The 24,715-nt window shown below is 68.9% G+C and carries 24 protein-coding genes; 20 read left to right on the top strand and 4 right to left on the bottom strand.

From position 1 onward, the window contains the following. The first annotated feature begins 77 nt into the window (after positions 1 to 77). Positions 78 to 2,444, top strand: coding sequence for a hypothetical protein (locus O7607_RS00840; RefSeq protein ID WP_269700332.1), 2,367 nt, complete (start codon positions 78 to 80; stop codon positions 2,442 to 2,444). Here the strand turns inward: O7607_RS00840 and O7607_RS00835 are convergent. From O7607_RS00835 to O7607_RS00820, 4 genes are read right to left on the bottom strand one after another with little or no spacing between them, the layout of a single operon-like run. Continuing rightward, positions 2,424 to 3,287 carry an oxygenase MpaB family protein gene (locus O7607_RS00835; RefSeq protein WP_269700331.1) on the bottom strand — a complete coding sequence of 288 codons (864 nt, stop codon included), beginning with the start codon at positions 3,285 to 3,287 and terminating at the stop codon, positions 2,424 to 2,426. The genes O7607_RS00840 and O7607_RS00835 overlap by 21 nt on opposite strands. Next, entirely contained in the window at positions 3,284 to 4,522 is a 1,239-nt protein-coding gene (locus O7607_RS00830) for an MAB_1171c family putative transporter (protein ID WP_209961265.1), read from the bottom strand. Before O7607_RS00830 ends, O7607_RS00835 begins: the two co-directional genes overlap by 4 nt. A 5-nt stretch (positions 4,523 to 4,527) precedes the next feature. After that, complete coding sequence (locus tag O7607_RS00825) at positions 4,528 to 5,052, bottom strand: ImmA/IrrE family metallo-endopeptidase (RefSeq protein ID WP_036343520.1); 525 nt, start codon at positions 5,050 to 5,052, stop codon at positions 4,528 to 4,530. A 50-nt stretch (positions 5,053 to 5,102) separates the two neighbouring features. Beyond that, a complete protein-coding gene (locus O7607_RS00820) occupies positions 5,103 to 5,624 on the bottom strand; it encodes a hypothetical protein (RefSeq protein WP_262016006.1) in 522 nt (173 codons plus the stop codon). A gap of 396 nt (positions 5,625 to 6,020) precedes the next feature. Between O7607_RS00820 and O7607_RS00815 the strand changes: the two genes are divergently transcribed. The 19 genes from O7607_RS00815 to O7607_RS00725 all read left to right on the top strand — a co-directional run bounded on the left by O7607_RS00815 (position 6,021) and on the right by O7607_RS00725 (position 24,568). Further along, positions 6,021 to 6,608 carry a hypothetical protein gene (locus O7607_RS00815; RefSeq protein ID WP_269700330.1) on the top strand — a complete coding sequence of 196 codons (588 nt, stop codon included), beginning with the start codon at positions 6,021 to 6,023 and terminating at the stop codon, positions 6,606 to 6,608. Further along, positions 6,602 to 7,471, top strand: coding sequence for a hypothetical protein (locus O7607_RS00810; protein WP_269700329.1), 870 nt, complete (start codon positions 6,602 to 6,604; stop codon positions 7,469 to 7,471). Before O7607_RS00815 ends, O7607_RS00810 begins: the two co-directional genes overlap by 7 nt. Beyond that, complete coding sequence (locus O7607_RS00805; protein WP_269700328.1) at positions 7,468 to 8,148, top strand: SAF domain-containing protein; 681 nt, start codon at positions 7,468 to 7,470, stop codon at positions 8,146 to 8,148. Before O7607_RS00810 ends, O7607_RS00805 begins: the two co-directional genes overlap by 4 nt. 1 nt (position 8,149) lies before the next feature. After that, on the top strand, positions 8,150 to 8,956 hold the full coding sequence (locus O7607_RS00800) for a ParA family protein (protein WP_269700326.1): 807 nt from the start codon (positions 8,150 to 8,152) through the stop codon (positions 8,954 to 8,956). Beyond that, a complete protein-coding gene (locus tag O7607_RS00795; protein ID WP_269700325.1) occupies positions 8,949 to 10,457 on the top strand; it encodes a CpaF family protein in 1,509 nt (502 codons plus the stop codon). The genes O7607_RS00800 and O7607_RS00795 overlap by 8 nt, the downstream gene beginning before the upstream one ends. 32 nt (positions 10,458 to 10,489) lie before the next feature. Further along, positions 10,490 to 11,359 carry a type II secretion system F family protein gene (locus O7607_RS00790; RefSeq protein WP_269700324.1) on the top strand — a complete coding sequence of 290 codons (870 nt, stop codon included), beginning with the start codon at positions 10,490 to 10,492 and terminating at the stop codon, positions 11,357 to 11,359. Further along, positions 11,356 to 12,213, top strand: coding sequence for a type II secretion system F family protein (locus O7607_RS00785; RefSeq protein WP_269700323.1), 858 nt, complete (start codon positions 11,356 to 11,358; stop codon positions 12,211 to 12,213). The genes O7607_RS00790 and O7607_RS00785 overlap by 4 nt, the downstream gene beginning before the upstream one ends. 31 nt (positions 12,214 to 12,244) lie before the next feature. Beyond that, on the top strand, positions 12,245 to 12,445 hold the full coding sequence (locus tag O7607_RS00780; RefSeq protein WP_209964527.1) for a hypothetical protein: 201 nt from the start codon (positions 12,245 to 12,247) through the stop codon (positions 12,443 to 12,445). Then, a complete protein-coding gene (locus O7607_RS00775; protein WP_269700321.1) occupies positions 12,442 to 12,870 on the top strand; it encodes a TadE/TadG family type IV pilus assembly protein in 429 nt (142 codons plus the stop codon). The genes O7607_RS00780 and O7607_RS00775 overlap by 4 nt, the downstream gene beginning before the upstream one ends. Next, positions 12,867 to 13,301 carry a TadE family protein gene (locus tag O7607_RS00770; RefSeq protein WP_269700320.1) on the top strand — a complete coding sequence of 145 codons (435 nt, stop codon included), beginning with the start codon at positions 12,867 to 12,869 and terminating at the stop codon, positions 13,299 to 13,301. Before O7607_RS00775 ends, O7607_RS00770 begins: the two co-directional genes overlap by 4 nt. Then, entirely contained in the window at positions 13,298 to 13,720 is a 423-nt protein-coding gene (locus O7607_RS00765) for a TadE/TadG family type IV pilus assembly protein (protein ID WP_209961287.1), read from the top strand. Before O7607_RS00770 ends, O7607_RS00765 begins: the two co-directional genes overlap by 4 nt. A gap of 20 nt (positions 13,721 to 13,740) precedes the next feature. Then, the gene (locus tag O7607_RS00760; RefSeq protein WP_269700319.1) at positions 13,741 to 17,154 is read left to right on the top strand and encodes a LysM peptidoglycan-binding domain-containing protein; all 3,414 of its coding nucleotides are present in this window, start codon (positions 13,741 to 13,743) and stop codon (positions 17,152 to 17,154) included. 78 nt (positions 17,155 to 17,232) lie between these two features. Beyond that, complete coding sequence (locus tag O7607_RS00755; protein WP_269700318.1) at positions 17,233 to 17,613, top strand: hypothetical protein; 381 nt, start codon at positions 17,233 to 17,235, stop codon at positions 17,611 to 17,613. Beyond that, positions 17,610 to 18,965, top strand: a complete 1,356-nt coding sequence (locus tag O7607_RS00750) for a hypothetical protein (RefSeq protein WP_269700317.1) — start codon at positions 17,610 to 17,612, stop codon at positions 18,963 to 18,965. The genes O7607_RS00755 and O7607_RS00750 overlap by 4 nt, the downstream gene beginning before the upstream one ends. Before the next feature lie 222 nt (positions 18,966 to 19,187). Continuing rightward, positions 19,188 to 20,678 carry a hypothetical protein gene (locus O7607_RS00745; RefSeq protein WP_269700316.1) on the top strand — a complete coding sequence of 497 codons (1,491 nt, stop codon included), beginning with the start codon at positions 19,188 to 19,190 and terminating at the stop codon, positions 20,676 to 20,678. A gap of 10 nt (positions 20,679 to 20,688) precedes the next feature. Further along, positions 20,689 to 21,918, top strand: a complete 1,230-nt coding sequence (gene mycP / locus O7607_RS00740) for a type VII secretion-associated serine protease mycosin (RefSeq protein ID WP_269700315.1) — start codon at positions 20,689 to 20,691, stop codon at positions 21,916 to 21,918. Positions 21,919 to 22,370: 452 nt separating this feature from the next. After that, positions 22,371 to 22,940 carry a hypothetical protein gene (locus O7607_RS00735; RefSeq protein ID WP_210942438.1) on the top strand — a complete coding sequence of 190 codons (570 nt, stop codon included), beginning with the start codon at positions 22,371 to 22,373 and terminating at the stop codon, positions 22,938 to 22,940. Positions 22,941 to 22,949: 9 nt separating this feature from the next. Next, entirely contained in the window at positions 22,950 to 23,255 is a 306-nt protein-coding gene (locus O7607_RS00730; protein ID WP_269700314.1) for a hypothetical protein, read from the top strand. Continuing rightward, entirely contained in the window at positions 23,252 to 24,568 is a 1,317-nt protein-coding gene (locus O7607_RS00725) for a hypothetical protein (RefSeq protein WP_269700313.1), read from the top strand. The genes O7607_RS00730 and O7607_RS00725 overlap by 4 nt, the downstream gene beginning before the upstream one ends. The last annotated feature ends 147 nt before the right edge of the window (positions 24,569 to 24,715 follow it).

Genomic DNA, 24,715 nt, shown 5'->3' with positions numbered 1-24,715 from the left:
CTCCGTCACCTATCTGACACGGGTCGGCTCGGAGTTTGATAGGTGGCGTCTCCGCGTTCGCTATGACATCATTCACTATGGGCAAAAACCGTCGCAAGTCTCGGCGGCCGTCGACGACTGCTCCGCTGGCCGTTACCTCGAAGGAAAGCCCAGGGCGGCTGCAGCCGACTCGTGAACAGATTGATGAAGTGACGCGGAATCGGCGAAACCGAAAGTCGCCGACATTCTCCGCCGCTAAGGGATTCGAAGATTACCTTGAGTGGTTTGCGGCCTCGGGTGACCCCTTTGCTGAAGCCTATCATTCTTTGCATTTGCAATCTCTCAAGGCCATGGTTAAGCGTGATGGTGTAGAGGAAGTGCAGTCTCTCGCTGGAGAGACTGTTGAAGAGCTGCGAGCTCTGGCCACAGCATCAATCAATCGCCTTACTGAAAATCAGCAAGCTGCCGTTGAGCGCTTGAAGAGGCTAGTTGAAGGCATTGACCCTCTACCGCTGGTATGCGGCATGATTTTCTTGACGCGCGCAGAGCGTTGGGGTTCATACTACGAACCTGACGCTATGCCGAAAGATCTAGATCTAGAACTGGTTGTCAGTATCGTAGCTTCTTCCCCTATTCCGGAAGAGTGGAAACCCTGCTCGGCCAATGAATGGCGGATCGTAGCGGACGCCGCCAAAGAGGTGCGGATGTGGGCCTATACCTTGAACCTTGCCTATGGCTATGCGAACGAGACCTCGCCCGAGTCTACATTCCGCAGAGAAATGCTTGAGCGATGGCTTGTTTACCGAGGGGACGCGTACATCGCGCACGCGGCATCATTGGCCATATCGCTGGCGCGAGGCAAAGAGCGGACTCTTGTTGAGCGGTTTGGCTACGAAGTTGCTGATTTGGTTAACCTGAGTACCGCTGTTAAAAACTTGTGGGACGAAAGGCTGACGCCTGCGCTTACGGCGGCTTGGGATGCGGCTGCTGAGGTGCTCGACGAAACGCCGTCGAACATCGGTGTAGCAAGCGCAAATTTTAAGCGCCTTTGGCATGAGGGCGTACTCGGGGTGTTGCCGTGGGCAATGGCTGTCCCTCTAGACGAGCTGGAATCTAGTACCGAAAACGCTCGTGCTCGCACTCTGGTGGAAGACTTAAGTCTACGGCCCGGCGATGCCGCAGCCTTCACTTCAGTCTTTGTGGATGTCCCGCAGCGGACCAAGCCATTTATGATTTTGCCGGCACCCTTGGGGCGGGCAGGGGCCGAGGTTGCCCTCTTGGTGCATCCGGCGGCGCTCACCACCGACCTGCATCTAACTGTCGAGGCCCTCTTGTCGAAGAAAGTTAAAAATTGGGAGCGTGTTCGGGCGGACGCAGTGGATGCACATGTACTCGATCTACTCCTGCAAGTCCTACCTGGCAGCAGAGGCTACAATCAAGTCTTCATCGAAATGGAAAATGGTAGGGCGGAGGTAGACGGAGTTCTGCTCTACGGTGATGTCGTCATCTTGATTGAGGGCAAGGGTGCGCCGTTGAAAACTGCTGCACGGCGAGGTGGGGTTAGCCAGTACATCACGCAACTCAAGCTCTTGATCAGCGAGGGAAGCTCCCAGTTGGATCGAGACTCGGAATATGTTATCGGCGGCCGTCCCGCGAAGTTCTATAAATCACCCCGTGGCGGTCGTCCACTATTTGAAGTGGACGGCTCACGAGTTCGTAGGTGTTACCAATTACTGCCGACGCTCGACGGCCTTGCGGGCATTGGGACTCGCGTCGATAGGTTGATTGACTGGGGAGTTATAAGAACAGGCTCTAGGCCTTGGATTGTTGGAGCAACATATCTCAACGTCGTCACTGATACGTTGCAGCGTCCGGCGGAGCTCTTAGGCTACTTGGAATTTCGCGAGCGGTGGGTCGCCCATCCGCGGCTCATGGTACTTGATGAGCTCGAGATGCTCTCGCTTTATCTTTACCAGGTCGACTTGGAGCAGCGACTCGCGATGTTTGATCAAAGCCCAGGATATATAATGCATATGCCGCATCAATTTGAGTTTGATGAGCGGTATGCGTATCTCGAGGGGCGAGGCCTTTCTGTTCCTCCCTTGCGGATAAAAACTACCGCTCGTGTGCGCCGCTTTGTTGATGAGCTGCAACGCCTCAAGCCTGATGGTTGGCTGGCGACCGCTACAGCCGCATTCCAGATTCCGGTCACAGTGGCCACCGTGTTGGACATTATGCAAAAACCCCTCGCCCGCCAGGCTGAGGTGGATGGGGTTGGGACGTGGTCGGATGGCACTCACATTATCTTGGTTTTCCCAGCCCAGAGTTTCGCGAGGGACATCGCAAGTATGGGCATCCAGCAAGTCGCCGAGCGCCATGTCGTTTCATTATTCCTGATGCAAGAAGGCGGGAAGATTCACTTGAAGCACGTGACGTTCAACCCGTCACGCGTCGGACGAATTTAGGGTTGGCGGGCCGAGTTTTGTGATTTCGTACCCATCGGGGTAGGTCCTGGTCTTGATGCCTTCGGAGAACAAGGGCGTGTTCGGCGGGATCCCAAACGACCGTTGCAGCCGGGCCCGCAGCTTGAGCGCCACGTGCAGGCCGGCCCGGATCGGTCTTGCCGGTGCGTCAACCCGGGTCGCGCGCCGCAGCCGATCGTCGTACATGGCACTGACCAGCCCGTCGCCCAACGGTGCGAGGGGCCGGGGGATCCGGCCGAGCAGCAGCGACCGGGTCGCGCGCTCGATCGCTGCAGCCTCGTCGTTGGGCGTCAGGTGAGCAGCGTCGTACGCGTCGAACCAGACCTCGAGCTCCTCGTAGGAGTCGGGGATGTCGGTGATCCCCATTCGCCGGCCCAGCTCCCGGTAGAACAGGAAGGTCGCCCGCCGCTCGTGGCAGCAGGGCCGACGCCAGCCGTACTGTTTGAGCCACCGCGTGGGGATGACCACCAGGCAGCCCAGCACGTAGAGGTAGTCCTCGTTGGGGATGTCGTACGGGCGGTGGATCTGGTTGACCCGGCGCAGCGCGTCTCGACCGCGCGGCTGGTCGAAGCCGTTGAGCACCATCTCGTACATCAGCAGGCCGGTGTCGTCGATGCGCTTCTGCGTGCGCTCGGTCAACTCCCCGGTGCCGACGTGCACCGCGGCGATGGCCGGGATGGAGAACGACCGGTTGAACGCCAGGTTTAGCCCCAGCTTCATGTCCCACGGGAACTCCAGCCGCAGCGTCGTCTGGTAAATCTCCAGCCAGTCACGCTCGGGATCCAGCGTGCGGATGTGGGCCAGGTTGGCGTAGCGCTTTCTCATCGTGGGGCTTCTCCAACCCGGGAGGTCGGGGCATCCTGGGCGGCCGCGAGCCGGGCCGCGACGAGCGTCCGGGCCACTACGGGGGATCGGGTGTAGGCGGTGGTGACCTGGGCCAGCCATCCGATCTCGCCGGCGTAGCCGCCTTCCGGGCGGTGCAGCTCGTCGGTCGGCTGGGGGACCGCGGCCATGAGTCCGGCCCGGTGGCGGCGCAGGGCGCAGGCAAGGTGGGCCGCCTCGACGTTGGCTCGCTGCTCGTCAGCACTCATGCCGGCCTGCTCGGCGAACTGCTCGGCCAGCTCCGTCACCTTGACGTCCATGTACGGGCGAAGCGCCAGTCGGCCGTCGCGGATCTCGGCCACACGCCGGGTCAGGGCGTAGTCGATGTCGCGGGCGGCGCCGAGCGGACGCCGCAGGCTGGGGTCGAGTTCGAGCTCCGGCAGGGCGGCGACGAGGTCCCGCCACAGCGGTTCGAGCTGGCGGTACGAGCGGTAGTCGTCCCAGCGTCGGGTGATGGTGAAGATCGGGCCCCACGCCGGCATGGTCAAGCCGATCATCATGAGTAGCGCGCCGATGGTGACTAGGACGGAGGCGATCTCCCGCTCGCCGGCCGGCTGGTAACCGAGCCAGTAGGCGACGAGGTAGACGATCTTGTTGGTGCTGTAGAGCAGCGCGAACGCGGCGCCGACCGCGGTGAGGCGGAGACCGCGGCGCAACCATGGCCGCCCGCAGATGCGGGCGAATCGCCAGCACAGCCGGGCGATGTCGGTGCAGTAGGCGAAGAAGCCGACCAGCATGAAGATCAGCAGGTACGCGGTGACGGCGGGATCCCGCGCGTACTCGACGGTCAGGAGCACCGGCTCGTCGTAGGTGAGCGTGTAGGTGAACAGGGCGACCATGACGAGGAAGGCGCTGCCGGTGACCCACACCCAGATCCGGCTGCGGGCTGCTGCCTTCGCTGGCGGTAGGGACAGGTGAAGGAGCATGTTCTCGGCGCTCGCGGCGATCGTCATGGCGCAGCCGTGAGACATGACCTTGGCCAGGTTCGACAATCCGGACGCCGAGTCGATGCCCGCCGCGATGGGCGGGATGGCGAGCGTGATTCCGGCGGCGAAGGCACCGAGCGCCACGCAGATCGCGCCTCGGACCTGGCTCGGCTGGCGTCGCTGGAGCCGCAGCATGTAGCCGAAGGCGAGCCAGCCGGCGGCCGCGCACAGCGTGTACAGGATGGTGTCCATCTCGGCTACCAGTCAGGGTGTTCCAGCGAGTGCCGCAACCGGCCGTACAGCTCGGTGTGCCGGCTGTCCAGCGGCGAGTCCTGCTCGACCATCCGGCCGGCTCGTGCCCGTCGCAGCAGCAGCGAGCCGATCATCTCGGCCTCGCGCTCCTCGGCGGCCGCGTAGTTGCTCCGGCCGAGGCTGCGCTGGACCAGTTGCGGGTCCAGATCGGGCAGGAGCAGCCGGGAGGCTTCCGGGTCCAGGATCTCGGTCGTCTGGTGGCCGGCGAGCAGATGCCCCAATTCGTGACCGATGATCAGCAGTTGATGCAGGGGAGAGGTGTCCTGCTCGAAGAAGATGGCGTCGAACTCGCCGGTCGGTACGCACATGCCGCAGACCGTGAGGGCGGGGAGCCGGATCGGCACCAGATGGATGGGTCGGCCACGCCGCTCTCCGAGCAGGTCGCACAGCCGCTGGATGTCGAACGGCTTCGGTATCTCCACCTCCGCGGCTATCTGCTCGCAGCGCTTGCGTAGTCGGTGCAACTTCACGTCTGGTTTCCCCCGCTCGTCGGCGTACTGCCACCGAAGGATCAACACGGCTATCTGCGACCGTCTGGCGCGGTGTTGGTCTCGTCCGGGCCGGCCGCTTCGGCGACGGCGCGCAGTCGGGCGACCATCTGCTCGATGAGCTGCGTGTCCCGCGCTGACAATCCGTTGTCGGCGAGTACCTGGCGCAGCGCCACCTGCTTGACGTCCATCCGACGCAGCTCGCTAAGCAGCGTGATCTGTTCCTGTATCCGTCGTGCCGCCGCGTCGTCGACGAAGTAGCCGGAGCTCACGCCAAAGGCGGCGGCCAGGGCGCGGACGTGGGAGGTGCGGGGGTCGCTGGCCACGCCGCGGCGCAACTCTCCGATGTAGGCCGCGCTGATCGAGACACCGGTCTCGGCCGCAGTCGCGTTGATCTTGTCGGCGATCTCCTTGTTGGTGTACCGGCGGTCGGGCTCGTCGGACTCGCCGAGTTCCTCGGGGGTCGGCCGAATCCGGTCGAACAGGTACTCCAGCCGGGCGGCCAGGGTGTCGAGGGGTGGCAGCTCCTGCTCCACATGCCGATCGTCGACCATGACTATCACCCTCCAGCGACTAAACGACAGTGTCGCAGATGCAAGCGCCAACAAAACAGATGTTGACACATGCACGGAACGTGAGCGTATGCTCGCTCCTGTTTGGAGCAACGGGCGTTGAGTCACGACGCAATCCGCTCAACACCCGTTGTGTTGGCTGGTCAAAGCGACAGTTGGCCAGCCATAAGGGGGAGTCTATCGATGTCGGGAGCGAACTTTTCCCGGCACCGACGCTCGGAGGGGGACGCTGGGCTGCTCGGACCGGTCAATGTTCCGGACCGGGCACCCCAGGGTCGGTTGCCGCGCTAGCGGCAAGGAGCCGCTCCTCCGCACCTGCCGGCAGCGTGGCCGCGACAGGAGCCCAAGCCGCGTCCGTCACCAACGGGAGGCATCACGTTGACCGCAACGGTAAGCAGGAGCCGCCGGGCTGACGTCCGCGTTACCGCCTGGCTCGCCGTCATCGTCGTTGCCGGCCTGGCCGGCTGCGGTAACGACAACCCGGACGCGACGCCGAGCCCCACGGCGTCATCGTCGTCTGCAGCGCCCTCGTCGACGGCCGGCGCCGAGAACACCGCAGCCAGTGCTGCCGCGCTGGCGGCCTACCGGAACTACGTTCGGGCCTACGTCACCGCGTCGAACAAGGGTGACTACAACGCCAAGCTCGACAGGTTCGTGGCCGACCCGGCGTTGCCGACCGTGCGCCAGGACCTGCTGATCAAGTTCCAGCAGGGACTGATCACGGAGGGCGAACCGTCCTCGACACCTGCGGTACGCAGTGTCGACACGAGCCGCCGTCCCTTCACCGCCGAGATCGAGGACTGCTTCGACACCGGCACGTGGGACGTGGTCTCCAAGAAGACCGGCAGATCGGTACGCACCGAGGGCCAGGCCACGAGGTACGTGGTGACCGCCAAGGTGGAGCTGTTCGACGACGGTCAGTGGCGCATCCGGGAGGTCGACGCCCAACGGGAACGGCCATGCTGACCCGAAGGCTCGTGGCGCTGCTCCTGGCGGTCGGCGCCGGCGCGCTGCTGGCGCCCGACGTCGCACACGCCGACTACGAGCACTGCGACGCGCTGGGCAACTGCTACTGGGTGGTGGAGAAGCCGGGCACCGGAGGCGGCGGTAACGACGGCGGTGGTGACAGCGGCGGCGCCGGGCAGGGCTGCCGCTACGAGGGACGGACCGTGCCGTGCGTGGTCGACAGTTTCGGGGTGTGGGACGGGTCCTGCTACATCAGGCGGGTTCCGCCACCACCCGGCGGTCGGACCGATGGCTACTGGAGCATCCGCACCTGTGGCGTCTACGGCGGTATCGCCTCGCAGACGACGGCCTGGTCGCCGGAGCCGCCCGCCGGCATCCTGCCCAGCTACCAGGAGCTGGCGCAGCGAGCCATCGCCCAGATGAACCTCGACGGTCCCGACATCGGCATCGCCCCGCGTACCGACGGTGCCGGCCTCGTCGGGTTGCCGATCTGGCTCTGGAACCGGGTGAGCCCGAGCACCTGGGGACCCGTCACCCGTACGGCCGCAGTGCCGGGACGGTCGGTTACCGCCATCGCGCGGGCGCAGATGGTCGTGTGGGACATGGGTGACGGGCAGTCCGTCACCTGCACCAAGCCCGGCACCCCGTACCAACCCTCGTTCGGCAACAGGCGGTCGCCGGACTGTGGATACGACGGCTACCGCCAGCCCAGCAGCACCTTCGCGGGCGGCCGCTACACCGTCACGGCCACAACGACGTGGCTCGTCACCTGGAGCGGCGGCGGCAGCACCGGCTCCCAGTCCATCGACCTGTCCTCCAGCACCACGATCGACATCGACGAACTGCAGGTGATCACGTCATGACCAGTGCGCCGCCCAAGGCCGGCCGCACCGCCTCGCCGGTCAATGCCCCTTACGCCGTGCCCCGCGTCGCGCCGCAGCGTCGTTGGCGTCCGGCGCTGGTCTGGCTGGCCGTGGCGCTGGTCGCCGCCGGCGGGCTGATCGCGGTCGCCGTGCTGCGCAAGGTCGGCACCACAGCGGAGTACCTGGCGGTGAACACCACCGTGGAGGTCGGCTCGACAATCGAGCGGTCCGATCTCAGCACGGTACGGATCACCGTCGACCCGACGCTCAAGCCGATCGAGGCGAGCGCCGCCGACCAGATCGTCGGCAAGTTCGCGGCCGTCGCGCTGGTGCCCGGCACCCTGTTGACGCGGGCCCAGCTCACCGACCGAGCTGTACCTGGGGAGGGCAAGCAGCTGGTGGGTCTCAGTCTGCCGCCGGAGCGCCTGCCCGCCGATCGCGTCAAGCCCGGCGCCGCGGTGCTGCTCGTCGTGACCGCCGACAGCGGCCCAGTCCCGAACCAGCAGCCGAACGGCACCGCGCCGATCAGCATCAACGCCACTGTCGTGGACGTGCACGCCGGCATCAGGGAAGGCACGACGCTGCTCAACGTCGCCGTGGCCGAACGCGACGGGCCGCTCGTCGCCTCACGCGCGGCGGCCGGTCGGATCGTCGTCGCCCTGACCACGGGGGGCTGACGTGGCGATCATCGCGATGGTTTCGGCCAAGGGCTCGCCCGGCGTCACCACCACGGCACTCGCCTGCACGCTTGCCTGGAGAGAACGCACGGTGCTGGCCGAGTGCGATCCCGCCGGCGGCAGCCTCCTCAGCGGCTACCTGTCCCGCCTCGAGATCCCACCCGTCGGCCTACTGCCGCTTGCCGCGGCTGCCCTCCGCGACCAGCTCGCCGAGACGTTCGCCGACCAGCTCGTCGACCTCGACGCGCGGGATCCGGGCCGACGACTCCTCCTGCCCGGCATCAACGACGCGGTCCAGTCCGGAACGCTGCGACCCACCTGGGAGATGCTGAGCGCGCACTTCGCCGACCTGGAGCGCGGCGAGCCGGGCTACGACGTCATCGCCGACTGCGGGCGGCTGGCCACCAACGCGCCGCCGTGGCCGCTGCTGTTCCGCGCCGACCTCGTGCTGCTCATCGTACGCGCGGCGACCCTGCGCACCATCGCGCCGGCCGTCGGCGCGGCGGAGTTGCTGCGGCGGGAGCTGACGCAGCACGGCCAGGGGACGGGAGCGCTCGCCTTGGCGCTGATCGGTGACGGCCCCTACGGCCGGCGGGAGATCGAGCAGCGGCTGCAACTGCCGACGGTGGTCGAGCTGCCCGACGACCGGCCTACCGCCGAGGTGCTGAGCGACGGCGGCGGTCGGCTGCGCGGCAGCCAGCAGCTGCTGCGCGCCGCGGCGAGCGCCGAGTCGGCCGTACGCGAGGCGATCGCGCGGCGGCGCGTACACCTGGCTCCGACGGCATCGAGGGGGAGTGGCCGTGCCTGACGAGCGCCGACACAGCCGCCCGGCCCGGCCGGCAGCGGTCGACCGCGTCGCCGCCAACGGCCACCGCTGGCCGACCAACGGCACGTCCCCGGAAGCACCTCGGCTGCCGGCCGTCGATCAGCCGCAGACCATGGACTACGCGGCGGTGCGAATGCTGCGCGCCCGGGTCAGCGCGGAGCTGACCGCGGCGCTGCGGGAGACGCCCAACGTCTCCACCGAGCACCGCCAGGCCGAGGCGGAGCGCATCGCGGCCCGTCTCGTCCGGGAGCACGTGGACACGCTGCACCAGGCCGGCCAACCAATCTCGCAGGCGGAGGAACATGCGCTGCTCGACGCGGTCGCCGCGGACATGTTCGGCCTCGGCCGACTACAGCAGCTGCTGGACCGGCCGGACATCGTGAACATTCACATCCTCGGCTGCGACAACGTCCGGATCGAGCACACCGACGGGCGGATCACGGTCGGCGAGCCGGTCGCGGAGACCGACAAGGAACTCGTCGACATGTTCCAGGTCCTGGCCATGCGCGCCGGCGCGACCGAGCGCTCGCTGTCCTCGACCAAGCCGTGGCTGGACATGCAACTGCCCGACGGCAGCCGGCTCACCGTCCTCATGCAGGTGTCGGTTCGTCCCTACGCGGCCATCCGTCGCCACACGCTGATGGACGTCAGCCTGGAGGACCTCCGCGACCGGTACGGCGCCGTCGACGACCTGATCTGCCGGTTCCTCAAGGCCGCCATGGCCGCCGGTCTCAACATCATGGTCGCCGGGCTGGCCGACGCCGGGAAGACCACCCTGCTACGCGGCCTGGCCCAGGAGATCCCCGACCGCGAGCAGTTCGTCACCCTGGAGGAGTCCCGCGAGCTCGGTCTGCACACCACCGGGCGGCACCGCTGGGCGATGAGCCTCGAATCCCGGGAGGGCCACGGCTCCCGAGGCGCCGACGGTCGGCCCGCCGGCGAGGTCACGATCATGGACATGATCCCGCTGACGCTGCGGATGTCCGTGCAACGGATCATCGTCGGCGAGGTCCGCTCCCGGGAAATCGTGCCGATGCTGCAGGCCATGGCCACCAGCAAAGGCTCCCTCTGCACCATCCACGCCCGGCACCCCCGCGCCGTGATGGACCGCGTCATCGAACTGGCGCTGCAGCACGGACCCGAGATGACCGCCGAGCTGGCGCGGCGGATGGCTGCCGGCGCGATCGACCTGATCGTGTACGTCAGCGTCGAGGACGAAACCAAGCTCGGCGGCCGCAAGCACCGGTACGTCTCCGACGTGCTCGAGGTGGGCGGAATGAGCGGCGACCAGCTCGTCACCACCCAGATCTTCGGCCCGGGCCCGGACGGACGCGGCGTGCCACGGCACCTGCCGGAACGGCTACGCGAACCGCTGCTGCGGGTCGGCTACGACCCCCGCCAGCTCACCGGCTACATCCAGCAGGGCGAGCACAACCACGGCGCCTGGAGCAGCCAGCTCGACACCCTGGCGAGGCGGCCATGAGCCCGCTCGACCTCGCCGCCGTGCTGGCGGGCATGCTCGCCGTCTCCGGCGCAGTCGTCGGCGTCCTCGGCGTCGTCGGGACCACCCGGCCACCCCGGCCGCCATCGGCGCTGCACCAGCAGGCACGCCGCTGGTGGACCGGGTCGGGACGCACCCGCCGGGAACAATGCGCCCACCAGATCAAGGTGGTGACGTCGGTCATTGCCGGCGCGCTGACCTGGCTGCTGACTGGTTGGCCCGCCGCCGGCGTGATCATCGGCGTCGCCGTTCCCGGCGTACCGTGGCTGTTCGCCGCCGGTCGTGCCGAGAAACAGGCCGTCGCCCGCCTGGAAGCCGTCGAGGCCTGGACCCGCCGCCTGGCCGACATCGTGGCCCGTGGCATTGGCCTGCAGCAGGCCGTCGTTGCGACCGCCGCGACCGCGCCGCAGCTCATCGAGCAGGAGGTCCGTGACCTGGCCGCGCGTCTGCAGGGCAGCGGCGATCCGATCGCCGCGCTGCAACAGATGGCCGACGACCTCAACGACTACACCGCCGATCAGGTCATCGCGCCGTTGATGCTTCACGTCACGGACCGCGGCGAAGGCCTGCATGAGGTGTTGAACGCGATCAGCCGGTCCATCGCCGCCGAGATCGAGATGCGCTCGACCGTCGACGCCAAGCGCGAGGGCCCACGCTTCGCCGTGCGGTTCCTGACCGGCATGACCGTCCTGGTGCTGGCGTACGGGGCGATCAACCCGCACTACCTCCAGCCGTACGGAAGCGTGCTCGGACAGCTCGTGCTGCTGTTCCTCGCCGGCCTCTACGTCGTGCTCATGGCCTCGGTACGCAAGCTCAGCCTGCCGCCCCGGCGGGAGCGGCTGCTTCCGCCGGCCGAGGTCCAGACGCTCGGAGCGGCGGCATGACCAACGGCTACGTCACCGCCATGGTCATCGCCGGCGCGATGACCGGCCTCGGGGTGTTCCTGCTGGTCGTGCAACTGATCCCCGCCCCACCGGCGCTCGGCCCGGCGCTTCGGCGCCTCCAGCCGCTGACCGCGACGAACACTGCACCGACCGGCGTCAACTGGCTGCGGCGCCGACTCACCGTGCCGCACGCCGACCTGCGGCTGCTGGGCCGCAGCACTGACCAGTACTTCCTCACGCTCGGGCTGTCGGCGCTGTTCTGCCTCATCCTGCCGGCGCTCATCACCATCGCGGTCGCGGCGCTACGCGTACCGATTCCGGTCGTCATCCCGGCGGGCGGGACTGTCGCCGCCGCGCTGGCCGGCGCGGCGCTGGCCCACCGGGAGGTCGTCGCCAAAGCCGCCGTCGCCCGCGCCGAGTTCAGCCGCGCCATGTGCACCTACCTGGACCTCGCCGCCCACCAGGTCCTCGGCGGACACGGCCCGGTCGAGTCGCTCGACCGCGCCGCCAGCGTCTGCCACGGCTGGGTCTTCGCCCGCATCCGGGAGGCCCTGCTCGGGGCCCAGCTGCAGCTCCGGCCGCCGTGGGACGAGCTGAAGGCCCTCGGCCGGGACATCGAGGTCATCGAGCTCGGCGACCTGGCCGACATCATGCGCACCGCCGGCAACGAAGGTGCCAGCGTCCACCAGACGCTGCGCGCCCGGGCCGACTCGATGCGGGACCGGATCCGCACCGAGGCCCTCGCCCAGGCGGAGCTACGCACCAACAAGCTCGACATCCCCGCCGCCGCGCTGATCCTCGTGCTCCTCGTCCTCATCGGCTACCCGTTCATGGCCCGCCTGTTCGTCCGCTGACACCGGCACCACCCACACGGAGGGAACCGCCATGCACACCATCCACGACTTCCTCGCGCAGCTGGCCACAAACTGGCAGCGCATGACCGACCCGGCCGAGGCCGAGCGCGGTGACAGCCCGGTCGGCACCGCCGTCATCACCGCGATCCTCGTCGCCGGTGCCGTTGTCGTCGCCGGGGCGATCGTTGCCGTCGCCAACGGCTGGGTCGCGCTCATCCCGACGCAGCCGTGACGCAGCCCCTCGCCACCGCCCGTCCGCGTCCCACCCGGCGCGGGCGGGCCGCCCGGTGGCACCACGATCGGGGCAGCTCGCCGGTCGAGTTCGCCGTCATCGCGCTGCCGATGCTCCTGCTGACCTTCGCCGTCGTGCAGACCGGGCTGGTCTACTTCGCCCAGTCGATCGCGCTGGGCGCAGCCACCCAGGGCGTGAACGCCGCACGGGGTTACCAGTCGACGGCCGCGGCCGGTGAGGCACGTGCCGCCGCCTTCCTCTCGACCGCCGGTGCTGGGCTGGACAACCAGCAGGTCGTCGTCACCCGCACTGGGTCGGAGGTGCGGGTCACCGTCACCGGTAAGGCAATCACCGTGTTTCCCGGGCTCAACTGGACGATCAACAAGACCGCGCACGGTCCCGTCGAGCGGCCGATCTCGCCATGAGCACCCGGCGGAACCGCGCGCAGCGCGGCTCGGTGAGCATCGAGATGGCCGTGGTTGCACCGGCCATCCTGGCGCTGTTCGCCGGCGCCGTCATCGGCGGTCGGGTCAACATCGCCCGCCAGGCGCTCGAGGCCGCCGCGTACGACGCGGCACGCACCGCGTCGCTGGCACGTACCGCTGGTGAGGCGAACGCGCAGGCCTTGGCCGCCGCGGGCTCGACGCTCGACGCCCAGGGACTGAGCTGCACCAGCCTGGAGGTCACCATCTCCACCACCGGGTTCGAGGTGCCGGTCGGGCAGACCGCCACCGTCACCGCCACGGTCAGCTGCACTGCGACGTTCTCCGACGTCGCGCTGCCCGGCATGCCCGGCAGTGTGCCGCTGGAGGCGTCCTTCACCAGCCCGCTCGACACGTACCGGAGCAGAACGTGACCGCCCTCCGCCGACGCCTGCGCGGCGACGACGGCCGGGTCACGGTCTGGTTCGCCGTCCTCGTGCCCGCCTTCCTCGCCCTGATCGGCCTCGTCGTCGACGGCGGCGCCAAGGTGCGGGCCTACCAGCGCGCCGACAACATCGCCGCCGAGGCGGCCCGCGCCGGCGGGCAGGCGATCAAGGCCGGCCAGGCCATCGACGGCGGCAACAAGGAGATCGAGCCCTCAGTCGCCGCCGACGCCGTACAGGCGTACCTCGACGACCTCGACGGGGTCACCGGCTCGGTCACCGTCGACGGCGCGCAGCAGCTCACCGTGACCGTCACGGTCACCTACAACCCGATCCTGCTCGACCTGTTCGCCGGGGGAGCAGGCACGACCGTGACCGGTCGCGCGACGGCCACCTTGATCGCGCAATAGCAGCCCGCGAAGGAGTAACAGTGGAACGCACCGCAACCACTACCGGCCGCAGCCGGCAGCTGCTCGCTGGCGTCGGCGCGCTCGCCGTGGTCGCGGTGACCGCTGCCCTGCCCGCGCTGCTCATCTGGGCCGCCGGCAACCCGCTGCCCCGACTGGGCACATGGCTCTCGACGCTCACGAACGATCCGGGTGCTGCCGCCGGCCAGATCTGGCAGGCGCTCAGCAGCCGGGACGACGGGGACCTGTTCCTGCAGACGTTGACGCTGATCGGCTGGATCGCAGCGCTCCTGGCCGCGTGGACCTGGGTCACCTTCCTGGTCGCCCTGGTGGTGGAGACTGTCGCGCAATTGCGCGCACGCCGTCGGGGACAGGTGCCGCGCAACGCCGCCCGGATCCCGGGGGCACGGTTCCAGCAACGCGTGGCCGCCGCGTTGATCGCGGCCATTCTCGGCGCCATCGCCGCGCCGACCCTGGCCTCCGCCGCCGCGCCAGCCGCCCTCACCACGCCGGCGGTGGCCGCACCCCGCTCCGACCACGTGGTGGCCAAACCCACCGCGCCGGTGGACGCCACGACCACCACCGGGTACGTGGAACATCCGGTCGAGCGCGGGGAGAGCCTGCTCGACATCGCTGAGGCGCACAACGTGCCCTGGCAACGCCTGGCCGAGGCCAACCACGGCCTCGCGCAGCCGGACGGCCGCAGCCTCCAGCCCGGCAACACCCGGGTGTACGCCGGCTGGACGCTCCGGATCCCGATCGTCTCGTCCCCGGTGGCCAAGACCATGCAGGCACCGGAACGGCTGGTCTACGAGGTGGCGCGCGGCGACTGGCTGGCCGGTGTCGCCGAGCGTTTCCTCGGTGACGCCGACCGCTACCCGGAACTCGTGGCCATCAACTCCGACCTTGAGCGGCGTGACTACCGTTTCCCTGACCATATTGAAGGCGGATGGCGGATCACGCTGCCGGCGGAGGCTCGCGATCGCGGCGCCGGCGACCACGCCCGGGGCCGGGTCGTTGTCGATAGCCGCACCCGGCCCACCCCGAGTGCTCCCGAAGCCGGCAGCGAACCGGCGCCGAGCGTTCCGGAGACCGAGGCCGAGGCCGAGCCGCCCTCCTCCCGTTCGCCGGACCGCGGCGGGAACGAGCCGATCCCCCCAACTTCATCCGCGCAGGCTCGACCGAGCGATGCTCCGACGCCACCCACTTCAGCCAGCTCGTCCTCGACGACTGCACGCCCAAGCGGCGAGTCCGGGGCGGCAGATCCGGCACGCGAGCCCGGGCCGGCGGGCGACGACAGCGCCAGCGACGCCATCGTGTTGGGATCACTCGCCGGAGCGGGCCTGCTCTCGGCGCTGTTGCTAACCGCAGTGTTCCGCCGTCGACGCAGTCAGAGGCAGCACCGCCGGCCCGGCCGCCGACTACCGCACCCTCGCGGTGGCGCCACGGAACGCATCCTGCGCGTGGCCGAGCAACCCGCCGACGTCGACCGGCTCGACCTCGCCCTGCGCAGCCTCGCCGCGGCGCTGGCGGAGCGGGAACGGCCAGTGCCGGACATCGCCGCAGCCTCGATCGTCGACCAGGCCGTCACGCTCGTGCTCACCGAGCCCTGTCCTCAGCCACCCCCACCGTGGGTCGAGGACGGCGCTCAGTGGACCCTGCCCGGGGACGCGGCCGTGCCGGCCGTCGCCGAGCAGCTCGCACCGCTGCCCACCCTCGTTGCGGTCGGATCGCAGCCCGGCCGGCATCTGCTGCTTGACCTCGAACGGCTCGGCGAGCTGACCATCGCGGGCGACGGTGAACAGACCGCTGCCCTGCTGCGCTACCTGGCCTGCGAACTCGCCTGCAACACCTGGTCGGACGATGTCGAGGTCATCATCGCCGGCTTCCCGGCACCGGAGACCGAACTGCTCGTCGCCCTCAACCCGGACCGCGTCCGTGCGGCGTCGTCGGTTCACGAGGCCGTCCCACGGCTGCGACGGCGGGCCGCCGCGGTGACGGCCGGCCTGCACGCGTCCGGGGCGCCCGACACCCTCGCCGGTCGCCTGACCGACGTCGGCGAGGCCTGGGCGCCCCAGGTGCTGCTCGTCGCCGAGCCCGACGAGGACGACCTCGACGTGCTCCACGAATTCGGAAAGGAGCTACGCGGCGCCGGCAGATGCGCCGTCGCCGTCGTCAGCACCGGCGCCCGCGCCGCCGCCGGCTCGAACACCATCGTTCTGGACGAGGACGGCCGGCTCCACCTCGCACTGCCGTACCTCCAGGTCGACGGGGCCGCAGCCGGCCTACCCCTACGTGAACTGGAGCCGCTCGTCGAGATCATGGCGCAGGCACGGGCCGCGACTGACGAATCGACTCCGCATGCCCCGGAGCCGGAGGAGTGGGCGGAGGACAGCGACGCCGCGGGGTCAGTGCTCGACCTCCTCACCGGTGGCGAGCCAGCGACCCCGAGAACGACCCCGGCCGAAACCCGCCTGTCGGCACCGGCGGATCCCATCGTCGCCATACCTACCCTGGACCGACCTCGCACAGCCGGCGTCACCCCGCGCCGGGAGGTCACCGCTGCGATCCGCCAACGACGCCGCCAGGCTGACCCGGATCTCGACACTGATCTGCGGTCCTGGCGGGAGCAGGACCCGACGCGCCCGCGCGTCAGCGTGCTCGGGCCTGTCGTCGTTGACGCGCCCGGCCCGGTTCCGGACCAGCGTCGGCGCTTCCACGGCGAGCTCATCGTCTACCTCGCTCAGCGTGGCGCCCGTGGAGCCTCCGCCGAGCAGCTCACCGACGCGCTGTGGCCCGACCAGCATGTCAAGGACGCCAGCCGCCGGGTGGCCATCACGCGAGCCCGCCGCTGGCTGGGCGAAGCGCCTGACGGCACTCCCTGGCTGCCCGAGATGGGCTCCGACCGGCTCTATCGACTGCGGGCCGGCTACCTGCTGGACTGGCATCTGTTCCGCCGACTGCGCAGTCGCGGCGAGAGCCGCGGAGTGGCCGGCGTCAAGGACCTACGCGCCGCGTTGGAGCTCGTCCGAGGCGCACCGCTCGACGGCGCCGAGCGCGCCTACGCCGTGGGCACCCGCAACCCGTTCACCTGGCTGCCCGAGTCCGACATCTACCCGGGTCACCTCACCTCCGCGATCGTGGACACCGCGCACGAACTCGCCGAGCTGTACCTCGATGCCGGTGACCCGACCGGTGCTCGGTGGGCCGTACAGCAGGCCTGGCTGGCCGACCCGGAGCGCGGCGACGACGGACCGTGGCACGACATCATGCGGGCCGCCCACGCCGAGGGACACACCGCTGAGCTGCGGAATCTGCTGGGCGAGCTGATGCGGGTCCGCGAGGCCGAGGTGCCGGAAGACCTGACCCCTGCCACGTACGCCCTGCTGCGCGAGCTTCTGCCCGATCTGCTTACAGCCAGCACCAGCAGCGGATGACGCGAGGCCTGCAAACGACCCCATCTGACCGACCGATTGGAGTGGACGACCTTGCTGACATCGAATCAAGCCCACGGCATGGACTACATCGAGGCGACGAAGGAGCTGTGCGCCGACAGTGCGCATGCCTGGGACGACACCACCGCAGCCGGTGCCGTTCAGCTTGCGATCGAGGCATGGAAGCGCCTCTCCGGGACCGACATCGCCTGGGACCACTTCGGCCTGGAGATGCTCGACATCCGTGCGCGGCTGTACGCCGACCACGATGACGTGGTGGTCGACGCCGCGGCGCCGGCGCGCGACGACATCGAAACCCGCCACGCGGTCGCGACGCTGGTGGAGCACCTTGCCCGCTATCACGAACACCTCGCTGCCAGCGGCGGTGATGACCTTGCCCGGCGGCTCGACCACGACGCCGCCGCCCAGCAGCTACGACGCGCGGCGGCGGCTCTGGCATGACGATCGGCCACTGGCACAGCAGGGCCGACCGGGCACTGCGCGCCGCGGCCACGGCGATGCGTCAGCAACCGCCGGAATCCGCAGCAGACATCAACGCGATGGTCAACGCCCGGTCCGCTGTCTATGCGCAGCTGATCCGGGCAACCGAGCTGCTGGCTGGCGGCCGTCCGGCGGTGGAGGGACTGGATCGGGCCGGTGCCACGGCACTGATGACCAGGCGTGGACAGCGACTGACCCAGTTCTACGCGGGACTCCGCGCAGCCGCACGTGTCGACCGGCAGTTTCCACCGTCCGGTAGCTGGGTGGGCGCTGAACCGGCGCGGTCTCTACGCCGTGCCGCGGACGCCGTCGGCGTGATCGGTGACATCCTCGCCTGCCACGTTCCCCCAGGACAGCGGCCTCCGACTCCGGAGGGGTTCGCGATCCGGCGAGGAGGCGGAGTTTCGTCGGGCCTCGCCGACGTCGCCAGGCTCGCGTCGGGCCTCGTCGTGCTCGACATGGCGTTGCCCGGGTGGCTCGACCACGGACAGGGCCATCTGACCGAGATCTACCGCCCGGTGGCGGAAGCCGCCCGGTGGACGGCGAACAGCGGTCTCGCCCGGACAGCACGAGCTCTGGTCGTTGCGGGTAGAGGGCAGCCATCCCTGCACGGGCTTGGTGTCGCGCGTTCGCCGCTGGATCCGGCACCCGACATCCGTACCGTTGACGACGCCGTCGCGGCCGTCGCGGCCGCGCGTAGCTGGCTGTGGCAGCACCCGCAGCAAGTCGCCGGAGCTCACCTGCAGCTCGGCACTCAGCTCGGCTTGGCCGTGCGCGTCGCCACCAGCGCCCCGACGAAGGTGGACGGTTGGCGGCGTGCCGCCATTGCCGCTGCCGAGTTGCGGGCCACCCCACCGGTCGGTCCGGCCCGCGACGCTGCCGGGGAACTGGCGGAGGCGTTGCGGTGGACACGGTCGCACCTGACAGACGGGTCCGACGGGAAAACCCGGGAGCTCATGCGTCTGCATGCCGAGCTGCCGTTCCTGGCTGCGACCCTGCACAGAGGGTTGTCCGCAGCGGTGCGCCGTGGTGATCTGTTCATCAAGGCCGAGGGAACCCTGACGCGTCCGGCCGGCTCACTCGTCTTCCGTGCCGTCGAGCGGTGGCGACCCGCCAGGAGCCACGATGATCTGGTCCAGGATCTCGGCCGAGGACTGCTGGAGCGTCGTGACCTCGAGAACGCCGACGATCTCGGGAGGGCTGCGGCGCGTGCTTTCCCTCGCCCACCCCGCCCTCGGTCTCCGATCGACCAGTCCTCGAACCCGCCGACGGTCGAGGCGACGCCGGGTCGAGGTCGTGGGCGGTCACGCTGAGCCCGGCCGGTAACGAACCGTGCCTGTGGCTGCTCTCCGGATTGGGTCGACTACTGTAGGCTCTCGTCATCTCGGGGGAGGGCGTTCAGTGGTGCAATTCCAGCTCGTGCCGCGGCCGTGCATCGCCGTCGGTCTAGGAGACAACCCGATTCAGATCGTCCCTCTGCAGTCGACGGTGCTGGGTCATGCGCCCGGCCTCCTCCCAGCCTGAGGGGGTCGGCCATGGGCACCTGGGAGCAGTGCGTACGTGAGGTGACGCTGTCGGCGGACCCGGACCTGGTCGGTGAGGTGGGCGTCGGCTGGAACAACCTCTCCACCACCTTGGGATACCTACGGGATGCGTTGGTCGGACGTTCCTTCGTCGGCCCGATCGCGCCGGGCGCCGTGCGTCCACACACCGATGGTCTGCCCGGCCTGCTCGCCGGCTGGACCGGCAGCGGAGGCGACGCGTACCGCGAGCACCTGAGCGACATCGGCCGCAGCATCGAGGACCTGATCACCATCGCGAGCAACGTCGGTGGCGCGCTGTCGCGGATCGAGGGTGACATCCGTAAGGCGGTTGCGAGCATCCCGATTCCCCTGATGGACGATTTCGGTGTCAACGAGTGGAGCCTGCCCAACGGCGTTGAGCTCGACGACGCCAACGACGGCGAGAACGCCTCCGGCTTTTTGGCTGCGCTGCGGGCGGACTACCGGACCGATCCTTCGTCGTACGCCGACGGCGCCTTCCGGGAGAAAGCCGACGACCTGGAGGCGACGATGAAGGTCGACGGCCGGGCCGGTGACCAGAAGCGGGGCGGCCTGTGGGATACCAGTTCGCACTTGAACAACTGGTACCGGGACAACCAGCAGGTGGCCAACCGCGCAATGGCCCCGCTGCCGCAGGCACTTGAGGCCGAGCGGCCGCGGCTCGACGTACCGGAGTTCGACGAGCGTGGCAACTCTGACGGGTTCCGTCCTCGCATTCCTCCGTCTGGTGACACCCCTGCCGGATTGGACGGCGGCGTCAGGGCAGGCGGCGCCCCCGCAATCGGTGGTGGTTCCGGGTACGGCGGCGGTGGGGCTTCCCTCGGCGCTACGGGCATCAGCGGTGGCGCCTCCTCCGGTGGTAGCCATTCGGTCTCAGTGCCGTCGGCCGGTGGCAGCTCCGGTAGTGACCTCACCGGCGGTAGCGCGGGCTCGTACCCCGCTCCCTCGCCTCGGATCGGCGATCCGATCGCGGATCTGGGTCTCGGCACCAGCCTGGCCGGTGCCGGCGGACCGATCGCCCTCGGCGGTGGCCCCGGCGGTTCGCCGATCCCGGGTCTCGGCGGCCACAGCCCGCTCGGTATCGGAGCCGGACCCGGGCTCGGTTCGCCGAGCGGGATCGGCGGCGCCGGCTTCGGTTCCGGGGGCGGGCTCGGCGTCGGTGGGGGTGGTCCCGTCGTCGGCGGTCAGATCAGCCCGGTCGGCCTCCCCGGCATGGTCGGCGGTGGCAACGGTCGAGTCCCGCCGATGACCAGCGCCGCCAGCGCCCTGCGTAACGCCGCCGCTGGTGGTCGTGCCGGCACCGGTGCGGGCGGTTCGCGTGGCAGCGCCGGCGGAATGATCGGTGGCGTCGGACGGGAGAGCGGCACCGAGGACGACGAGGCCGGTCCCGAGTCGTTGTGGTTGACTGAGGACGGCGATCCGTGGGGCCGTGATGACACCGGTTCCCCCGGCATTCTGCGATGAGGACGGACGGATGAGCGTGAATGCCGGCATGCTCCGGCCGGTCGCGGCCGGCCTGCTGAGCGTGCTGTTGGTCGGTGCCGCCGCCCAGCCTGCTGTCGCCGCGCCGCAGCGGGCGGAGCAGTGGTACCTGGACGAGCTTCGCATCGACCAGGTGCGCAAGCTGTCGACCGGTCGCGGCGTGATCGTCGGGGTGGTGGACAGCGGCGTCGACGCCACCCACCCGGACATCCGGGGCCGGGTGCTTCCCGGCGGTCGCAGCTACGGCGCGACCGGGGACGGCCGCGCCGACGAGGACGGTCATGGCACCCATATGGCCGGCATCATCGCGGCGACGAACGCTGCCGCCGACGGTGTGGACGGGATCGCACCAGGCGCCAGGATTCTCCCCATCAAGATCAAAAAGGGTAAGGGACTGGCCAGCAGTCAAGCGGTGGCCCAGGGCATCCGGATGGCTGTCGATGGCGGAGCCACGGTGGTCAACGTGTCCGTCGGCGGGACGGCTGCGGCCTCGCCGGGGGAGAAGGAGGCCATCACGTACGCCCTGGCGAAGGACGTCGTCGTGGTCGTCTCCGCCGGCAACATCGCCAAGGGTGAGAAGGCCATCACCTCGCCGGCCAACATTCCCGGCGTCATCGCGGTGACCGGCACGACCCGTGGAGGAGCCTTCTGGTCCGGCTCTGTACAGGGCCCGGAGGCCGCGGTGTCGGCCCCTGGCGACGGCATCTTCAACATCGGCCCGAACCACGGCTACGGCTGGGGCGACGGCACCTCGGACTCCGCCGCCATTGTCTCCGGTGTTGTGGCGTTGATCCGGTCGAAGTACCCGGATCTCGACGCGGCGAATGTGATCAACAGGATCATCCGCACGGCCCGTGACGCCGGCCCGGCGGGTCGTGATCCCCAGTACGGCTTCGGTCGTATCGACCCGGTGGCCGCGTTGACCGCCGACGTGCCGGCGGTCTCCGAGAATCCTCTGCTCGGCCCGACGCCCTTGGCTACCGGTGCAGACCAGGCAGCCGGGGACGACAACTTCGACGTCACCAGGTATGGCGACCAGGGTGGCCCGAGCGACCAGCAGGTTGCCGTGATCGCTGGTGGCGCCGGCCTGGTGGTTCTCATCCTGCTGATGTTGACGATCTTCCTCATCCGGAACCGCCGACGCCACAGGGCCGAGGAAGCTGTACGCCACGACCTGGCTGATGAGGTGCCCTCCGCGGGATTCTCTCGCCAGTCGCATTGATCCGTCATCGTCGGGCGGGCCGACGCGGGCGCTGGAAGTCCGATCTGCGGCGATCACTCAGGGCGGCGAGGCGGTGACACGCGTTGATAGGGTCGTCGCCATGATGGCGTTGCGGCGGAAGGACGCATCCGTCGGGCGTGCGCACAACCTGAGCGCAACGGTTGACACGACCGGGCAGAGAGGACGAACCCGATGATTCCCGGGTCGCGAGAGCCCTCTGCTCCCGAGGCCGCGAACCATTGGCATGACGTGGATGTACATTCGCCTGACCGGTCCGTTCGCATCGCTGCTTCAAGGCGGGGCGACATCGCGGTCGAGGTCGACGGTCTGCACCGGCACACGGACGAGTCTTTGGCCCGCCAGGTGAGAGCCGCCGCCAGGGTCGCATTGGCGTCGCTGCAGCGGCCGGTACGTGAGGTGGACGCGCCGGTACGCGACCAGCGGTCCGGTTGGTGAGCGGCCCCATGAGCAAGAAGGCGCTGATCGCCGTGGCTGCCGTTGCCGTCGTGGCGCTCGGCCTGGTCGGTCTGTGGCGCTGGGGCCCGCTCGGCGACGACGCAGCCGTTCCGTCGTGCGGTGATGTGGCCGACGCCCTACCGGAGATGGTGTCCGGGTCGTGGACGCTGACACGTACCGAACCGAAGCGCGATGTCGACCGGTCCCGGGTGCGATGCGAGTACGACTTCACATCGGCCGACCAGGCCTACCGGGGCAGGATCCTGCTGAGCCTGATCGAGAGCGACGACGAGGCGTTTCTCCGCAGCACGGCCACGTCGGGCCCGTGTGACGGTGAGGCGGTCCCGAACCCGAGCGCGCCCCGGTACGAGGTAGCCCGCTCCTGCGCACAGCGGATCAACGACAAGATCTTTACGAGTGTGCTCCTGGCCTCCGACCGGCGCTACGCCCACATCCTCGCGGACTTCAGCAGCCCTGATCGTCCGCTCGAGCAGGTCATCGCGTACACGAACACCAGCGCGCAGCGCATCGCCGACCGGGCTATGACCCTCAACGCCACCGACTAGGAGCAGGCTGTGGGCAAGCTGGAGCGCTACTTCGATGACGTGGCGCGGATCAGGGCCGAAGGTGTCTCCACCAACGGTTGGGTGACGGTCGTCCGCGGTCACGACGGGGATCTCAAGGTCGACATTCGGCACGGCATGCTGCGCCGGTGCAGCCCGGACGAGGTGGCATCGGAGATCCGCACGGCCCTGCTGGCCGCGGTGGCTGATCACCGCCGGCAGTACCGGCAGTTGCGCGTCGACTACTTCGGCTCGCCCATGGGGGTGGAGCTGTTCACGCCGGCCGAGTCACCGCACGGGGAGAGAAGCAGACCATGACCACGGACACGTCGGCTCTGCGGGTCGAGTCCCGGGCGCTGGTGGCCTTCGGTAAAGAGCGGTACGAGGATGCCGTCACCTACAGCGCCGTGCGCCGCTACGTCGGCGACATCGGAGCCATCCCGAGCGCGGCCTGGGGCACGCTCGAGGGCATCTCCGACAAGCTCAACCGGGACTGGGCGACCGCCCTGGGCAGCCGGTTGTCCGAAGCGAACATCGCCCGTAACGAGATGGAGCGCATCGCCGATGGACTGATGCAGATCGCCGCCGACTACGAGGGCACCGATCTGGACATCTCCACTGACTTCGACGTATTCAACCGGGACCTGGGCCCGTACCTGCCGCTCGGCGACGGGTACGGCAACAGCGTGCGCGTGCGCCCGGGCGGCGCCGGCATCCTCTCCCAGCCCCACGACCGCAGGCTTCCCGACGACCAGCCGGTGGTGGTGATCCCCGAGGGCAACGACCGGCTCGGGGCCACCCGCAACGAGCGGCTGCCGCGGACCCGGGAGGTGGAGGAGCCGATCACCATCGGCAGTACCGACGGCAACAACCTCGGCTTCACCGGAGGCCGGACCACCTACTACGAGAACGGTGAGGGCGACCGTCTCGACACCTTCATCCACGAGCACCGCGACACGCTGCTCCAGTTGGAGGCGATCCTGATCGAGCTCGGCACCGGCGACCGCCTTCCCCTGACCGATCTGATGGTCCACGCGTGGCGTTCAGCGCCGAAGGTGATCTGGAACCGGGCCGACCTCGTGCACTCCGCCGCCGGCACCTACGCCGAGCTGCGGGCCGAGATGGACGCTGAGCTGAAGAATCTCAAGCTCTATTGGGACGGCAGCGCCGCGCAGGCGTTCGGCCAGTACGCCGACCGTGCTTCCGCCTACCTGCTCCAACTCGAGACCCAGGCGCGGTGGCTGGCCGAGGAGGGCAAGAAGGCCGCCAGCATGCTGGAAGGACTGCGCAACGCGTACGCGAGTCTGGGCTACCAGCACATCGGGACGCTCATCGACGTCCTGAAGGGCTACATCGAGGCCGTCAACGGGCTCTTCTCGTCGTGCTCGAACCCGGAGGCGGCGGTGCAGAAGGCGGTGCAGGAGTTTGTCACGTTCCTGTTGGTCGCGGAACGCCAGTACGTCGAGGCCATGGCCGACCTGATCAAGATCGACGAGCAGGAACGCAAGGAACGGCCCGACCTCGGCACCCGCGGCCACAACACGACGCCGTTCCCCCAGGCGGAGGTGGGCGGCACCGCCTGGCTGAACGGTGGCGGATGGACCCCTAAGCCCGACCGACCGTTAACCTGATCGGCCGGAACTCATAACCCGGGATGCCTGGGGAGTGGCCATAAATGGATGAGTGGGCTTGGTCTGCTGCACGGTGACCAGTACTAACCTGATGTCGGATCATCTGGCTTCACGATCCGATACGCGAGGAGTAAATCCTTATTGGGA

Source organism: Micromonospora sp. WMMA1949 (assembly GCF_027460145.1).
In the GTDB taxonomy this organism is placed as follows: Bacteria; Actinomycetota; Actinomycetes; order Mycobacteriales; family Micromonosporaceae; genus Micromonospora.
This window is presented reverse-complemented; position numbering and strand designations above follow the sequence as displayed.